Annotated in this window: 5 protein-coding genes; all 5 read left to right on the top strand. The window is 73.6% G+C overall.

Translation table 11 applies throughout. From position 1 onward, the window contains the following. Positions 1-805: SAM-dependent methyltransferase (locus tag BMY61_RS43495; RefSeq protein WP_075004322.1), on the top strand; the 805-nt coding region annotated here is incomplete at its 5' end. After that, entirely contained in the window at positions 802-1,506 is a 705-nt protein-coding gene (locus tag BMY61_RS43490) for a hypothetical protein (protein WP_052438817.1), read from the top strand. The genes BMY61_RS43495 and BMY61_RS43490, both read left to right, overlap by 4 nt. A gap of 277 nt (positions 1,507-1,783) precedes the next feature. Continuing rightward, positions 1,784-3,706: a glycoside hydrolase family 15 protein gene (locus BMY61_RS43485; RefSeq protein ID WP_063773271.1), complete on the top strand. Its 1,923-nt coding sequence runs from the start codon at positions 1,784-1,786 to the stop codon at positions 3,704-3,706. 73 nt (positions 3,707-3,779) lie between these two features. Continuing rightward, positions 3,780-4,733 (top strand): endonuclease/exonuclease/phosphatase family protein, encoded by a 954-nt coding sequence (locus tag BMY61_RS43480; RefSeq protein WP_042449547.1) that lies wholly within the window; start codon positions 3,780-3,782, stop codon positions 4,731-4,733. Between the two features lie 114 nt (positions 4,734-4,847). Continuing rightward, positions 4,848-5,469 (top strand): hypothetical protein (locus BMY61_RS43475; RefSeq protein ID WP_143094842.1); only part of this gene is annotated, 622 nt, incomplete at its 3' end.

Here is a 5,469-nt window from a genome sequence, read left to right as displayed (position 1 = left end):
CGACCGGCCCAGGTGGGCGCGCCTGCAGAGCAGGCTTCTCGGCGGCGGCGACCACCTCGCGCCGGACCGGGAACTGGCCGACGCACTCGCGGCCGTCGATGCACCCGCTCGGGCGCTGGCCCGCGCGGGCCGGACCTTCGTGATCTCCCGCGCCGCGGAGCTCGCGCGGCAGGGCGTCGGCCAGTTCCTGGTCCTGGGATGCGGCTACCCGGCGCCGTTCCTCGACGCGGTCCACGACGTCGTCCTCCCCCACCAGCCGGCGGCCGTCGTCGTATACGCGGACGCCGACGTGAGCGTGATGGCCCACGCCCGCGCGCTGCTCACCGCGCCGCCACCCGCCGTCATCCGCTACCTGCGCCTGGACCTGGCCGCGCCAGCCGCGATCGCATCCGCGCTGGCGAACCTGCCTGTCCTGGACATGGACCGGCCGGTCGCGCTGATGCTCGCGGACGGGCTGCAGCAGCTCTCCGACGACCAAGCGCACCGGACCGTCGCACTACTGCACGACCTCGTCAGCGCGGGCAGCACGCTGACGTTCAGTCATCCGACTCTCGACAGCTCCGACGCCCACGTCGGACAGGAGCTGGAGCGCGCCTACGGCAGCGCTGGAATCCCCTTCCACCCCCGGACCCGCGCCGGCCTCGCGGCGCTGCTGGGCGACTGGCAGCTCCACGGATCCGGAATCACCGAGCTCGAACTACTCCCGCCCGCGCACACCGGACCGGCCACCTCCTCCCGCTACGGGGTTTCGGCCCGCAAGAGCCTCTATACCGCCGCAGAGTCCGCAGACGGAGGGCCACGGTGAGCCCCCTGCCATCCATCGCACCCGGCGCGCCCGAGGGCGACCTGCTGCAGCCGTGCCCCGACCCGGTGCGCTTCCACGGCAAACCGGTCCCGAAGATCCTGGCCTGGACCGGCGAGGCTCCACCGGCGCCGGGCCCGCCTCGCGACACGGACCTGCGGTCGGTCGACGGCGTCCGCTGGGAGACCTGGACCGGCACGCCGACGGGCGAGCCGCTGTGGACGGTGCACCACCCCGCCCGGCAGCTGGAGCTCATGGACTCCCGGAACCGATGCCTGGTCGGCGGCGGCCCAGCCCACCGCACGCCCGCCGGACTACTGTGGCTCCTCCCGGCCGACCCCGCCCACCCAGACCCGCGCACCACGGCCACCGACGCCATCCGGACCGCGAACCCGCCGCTGTGCCTGCGCCACGCCCACCAGGCGCAGCGTCACTGCCAGCGCCTCGCGGTCGAGTGCCTGGTGCTGCTGGTGCCGGAGGTCGAGATCGTCGCGGTCCGCGGCATCGTGCATCGCCCCGGTGCCGACCCGTGCTGGGAAGAGCTGCATCTGGACCATCCGGACCTCGAGTTCATGGTCGGCCAGCAGCTCGTCGCCGAGCTGCGCCACCCCGTCGTCCTGGACGCGCTGCCGTCCCTCACCCAGCCCGGTTCGGATGTCCGGCTCGCTGCTGCGGGCCCGCGCGCGTCCGGACGGCCGCGGTGACCGCGGGCAAGGCGACCAGGCACCGGCGGTGCTGTACGGCGGGCTGGATCCGGCAATCCGACGGCACCGGCTTCGACGGTGGACGGCACGGCGCCACGCCGGGGACGGCCGAGGCTGCCCGCCGGCCCGCCTCCGGGGCTGCCGAGCCGGACAGCGACCCCGCCTCCCCCGGCCGGCTGCCGGAGACGGCCGGCCGGTCACCCCCGCCGGCACCACCAGGCCGCGCTGCCGCGGCCGTGCACCCACCTTCCACCCACGACTCTCGGGACCCCACCTCATGTCCACCCACCTCGCCATCGAGGACCACGCGCTGATCGGCAACACGGCCACCGGTGCTCTCGTCGACCGCTCCGGCACCATCAACTGGCTGTGCCTGCCCCGGTTCGACGCCCCGGCCGTGTTCGCGGGCATCCTCGGCACTCGCGAGCACGGCACCTGGCGGGTCTGCCCCACCGGTGCCGGTCCGGCCGACGTCGCGACCGACCGCAGCTACCTCGGCGAGTCCCTGACCGTGCGGCACCGGTGGGTGACCGCCGAGGGTGCCATCGACGTGACCGACTTCATGCCCGCGTCCGACGACGACGGCACGATCAGCGCCCAGGTCATCCGCATCGTCGAGGGCATCACCGGAGCCGTGGAGATGACCTCCCAGCTGCTGCCCCGGCCCGGCTACGGCGCCGAGATCCCGCAACTGGCCCTCATGCCGTCCGCCGGCGCGACGCAGGTGAGCGCCCAGGCCGGCAACGGGGACATCTACTGGCTCGAGGGGCCGGTGGAGCACACTCTCCGCGACGGCAGCGCCTGCTCCACCTTCACCATCACCGAAGGGCAGCGGATCGCGTTCGTCCTCAGCCACCAGAGTGCCGGCTCCCCGCGCCCGCTGAGCCAGGACCCGTACACGGCCTGCATCTCCGCCTCCCGCTACTGGCAGCTCTGGGCCGATCAGTGCACCTACCGCGGCCCGTACCGCGCCCTCGTCATCCGCACGCTGCTGACCCTGCGCGCCATGTGCCACCCCGGCGGGGGCATCGTCGCCGCGCCGACGACCTCGCTGCCGGAGGCGCTGGGCGAGGCGCGCAACTGGGACTACCGCTTCACCTGGCTGCGCGACGCCTCGATGACCGTAAGCACCCTCGTGCGCTACGGCTACCTCCAGGAGGCCCGCAACTGGATCGGCTGGCTGCTGCGCACCGTCGGCGATGACCCCGAGAACCTCCAGATCATGTACGGGCTCGGTGGCGAACGCGACCTCAAGGAGGCCGAGCTGGACTGGCTGCCAGGCTACGCGGACTCCCGTCCGGTCCGGCTCGGCAACGCCGCGGCCGACCAGCTGCAGCTCGACGTCTACGGCGAACTCGCGATCGCGCTCCTTGATGTCCGCAGGGCGGGCGTCGCTGCCACCCCGGAGGTCGACCGGCTCGTGATCACCCTCGGCGACCAGCTGGAGCACCGCTGGAACCGGGAGGACGAGGGCCTGTGGGAGGTCCGCGGCCCGCGGCGGCACTTCGTCCACTCCAAGGTCATGTGCTGGGTCTTCTACGACCGCGCGATCTCCCTGCTGCAGCACCGGTCCGGGGATCAGGCCGCGCGCCTTGAGCGCTGGGGTCGGCTGCGGGAGGAGATCCACGCGGACGTCCTGGCCCGCGGGTTCGACGAGCAGCGCAACACCTTCACCCAGTTCTACGGCGGCCGGGAGCTGGATGCGGCGCTACTGCTCCTTCCCCAGGTCGGCTTCCTGCCTCCCGACGACAAGCGGATCATCGGCACCGTCGAGGCGGTGCAGCGGGAGCTGTCCACGCCTGGTGGCTTCGTGCTGCGCTACCCCACCCACAGCACCCCCGACGAGAACGTCGACGGGTTGACGGGCCACGAGGGCGCGTTCCTGACCTGCTCGTACTGGCTCTGCGACGCGCTGGTGCTGATCGGCCGAAGGGACGAGGCCACCGAGTTGTTCGAGCGGCTCCGCGCCACCAGCAACGACCTGGGCCTGAGCGCCGAGGAATGGGACCCCCGAGCAAAGCGGCAGCTCGGCAACTTCCCGCAGGCCCTCACCCACCTGGCCCAGGCCGACACCGCCTGGCGCCTGGAAGCGGCCCGGCTCCAGCTCGCCTACCGCGCCGCCGGCGGCCTGGCCTTCCCCGCCTCTGCTCTTCCTCATCAGCAGCAGACCCGGGAACTCGACCTCGCCGCCGAGGTGTAACGGGGCCGTTCCCCCGCCATCACCCCGATTCACCTCCGCCAGTACCACCGGGGCCACCCCGAAGGAGTCCACAATGACGTCCACTCCCTCCGCCCTCCAACCCCTCGGCGGCGACGCCGTGCTGGAGCACCTGGGCTGGAACATCCAGCACGGCCTGAACCTCGACGCCGCGCTGGACCTGATCGAGCAGCGGACCGCAACCAGCGGCCGGCGGCCCGCCCTGCTGACGCTGCAGGAACTGCGCCCGGAGCAGGGCGGCCAGGTCGCCGACCGGCTGGGCCTGATCCAGATCGCCGCGCCGCCCAACACCCGCCCCGGCTCGGGCAACGTGCTCTTCTACGACCCCGAGGTCTTCACCCCCGACCCGAGCTGGACGCAGTACCCGAGCGGCATCCGGCACAACCCCGCCGTCGCGCTGCTCCGGATGATCCACCCCGACACCAGGGCGACCAGCTTCCGGCCGATCTTCGCCGCCAGCTGCCACGCCAGCTACAGCGACCCGGTCCTGAGAGAGCAGCAGGCGCGTGGCCTCAGTGAGCTGGCCAAGCACGAGCGGCTCCTGCTGGCGCAGGGCGACTGGAACGCCTGGCCGGTGTGGGGGTGCCCGAGCAGCCTCGACCGCGTCACCGACCGCGCCTACGCCCAGAACCGGTCCGTGCTGACCGGGGCCGGCGGCTTCCGCCCGGACGACAACGCCGACCGGCTGCTGACGTACAACGGTCTCGTCGACGTCGGCCGGCACGCCGCCACCGAGCTCCGGCAGCCGGGCGCCGACCGGGCCACCACCGGCCACGGGCCGGACAAGGCGGCCCAAGCCGTCCCGCCGGGCGACCTGCCGCCGGGCGGCGCCGGGCCGATCGACCGTACGTACGTCTCGGCGGAGCTCGTGCCGGCCCTGCTCGGCGCCGAGATCCTCAGCGGCTGCGGCGTCGACGAGGTCTCCGACCACCTCCCCCAGGTCACCCGCTGGTCCGTCACCGCGCTCTGGCAGGTGCTGGACCAGCCGATCGTCCCCATCCGGCACTGACCCGCCCGGGCCCTGGGACAGCCCCAGGGCCCGGGCACCGCACAGCGGCCCTTGGGTCTCCCCGCCATCCCGCTGCGCCCTGCCCCCGAATCCGCCACCGTCCTTGGAGCAGCCATGACCCCGCCGTCCCCACCTCCTCCGCGCTTCCATCGCGGACGACTTCCCGGGCTGCTGGAGCTCCCCCACCTGGAGGGCGCCACCGAACCTCCGGCTCTGGCCCAGTACCTGCTGCAGGCCGGCAGCCGGCTGACCGCGTCGTCCGGCACCGTCGGGGCGCTGGGGCTGTCGCACGGTACGGTGCGGGTCGCCGAGCACCCCGCCGTCGACCGCACCTGCGTGATCGGACCCGCGCAGCGCCGCGCCCAGCAGCAGCCGGACGCGGCCCCCTCGCCGGGCATTCCCGTGCTCACCAGCGGCGAGACGGTGGCGCTGCTGGTGGACGCGGCGCTGCGCAGCATCGTGGTGGCCGGCTGCTACAACACGTTGCTGCCCGCGGCGCTGGCCGTCAGCGCTCTGGCCCACCTCAACCCGGGGTGGATCGTGGAGCGGGCTCCAGCGGACCGGGCGCCGGGGCACACCAGCGGCGGAGACCTGCTGATCGCCGTCCTGCCGTCACCCGACGCCGGCACAGCTCCGTGCTCCCCGACGGTGCTCGTGGTCACCGGGGTGGCCCGGGCCGGCGCAGACACCGCCGAGATGGACCGGGCCCTCGACGCGCTGCTGCCGATCGCGCTCC

It is taken from the genome of Streptacidiphilus jiangxiensis, from assembly GCF_900109465.1.
Taxonomy (GTDB): Bacteria; Actinomycetota; Actinomycetes; order Streptomycetales; family Streptomycetaceae; genus Streptacidiphilus; species Streptacidiphilus jiangxiensis.
The sequence above is the reverse complement of the archived record's forward strand: the minus strand, read 5'-3'. Positions and strand labels throughout refer to the sequence as shown.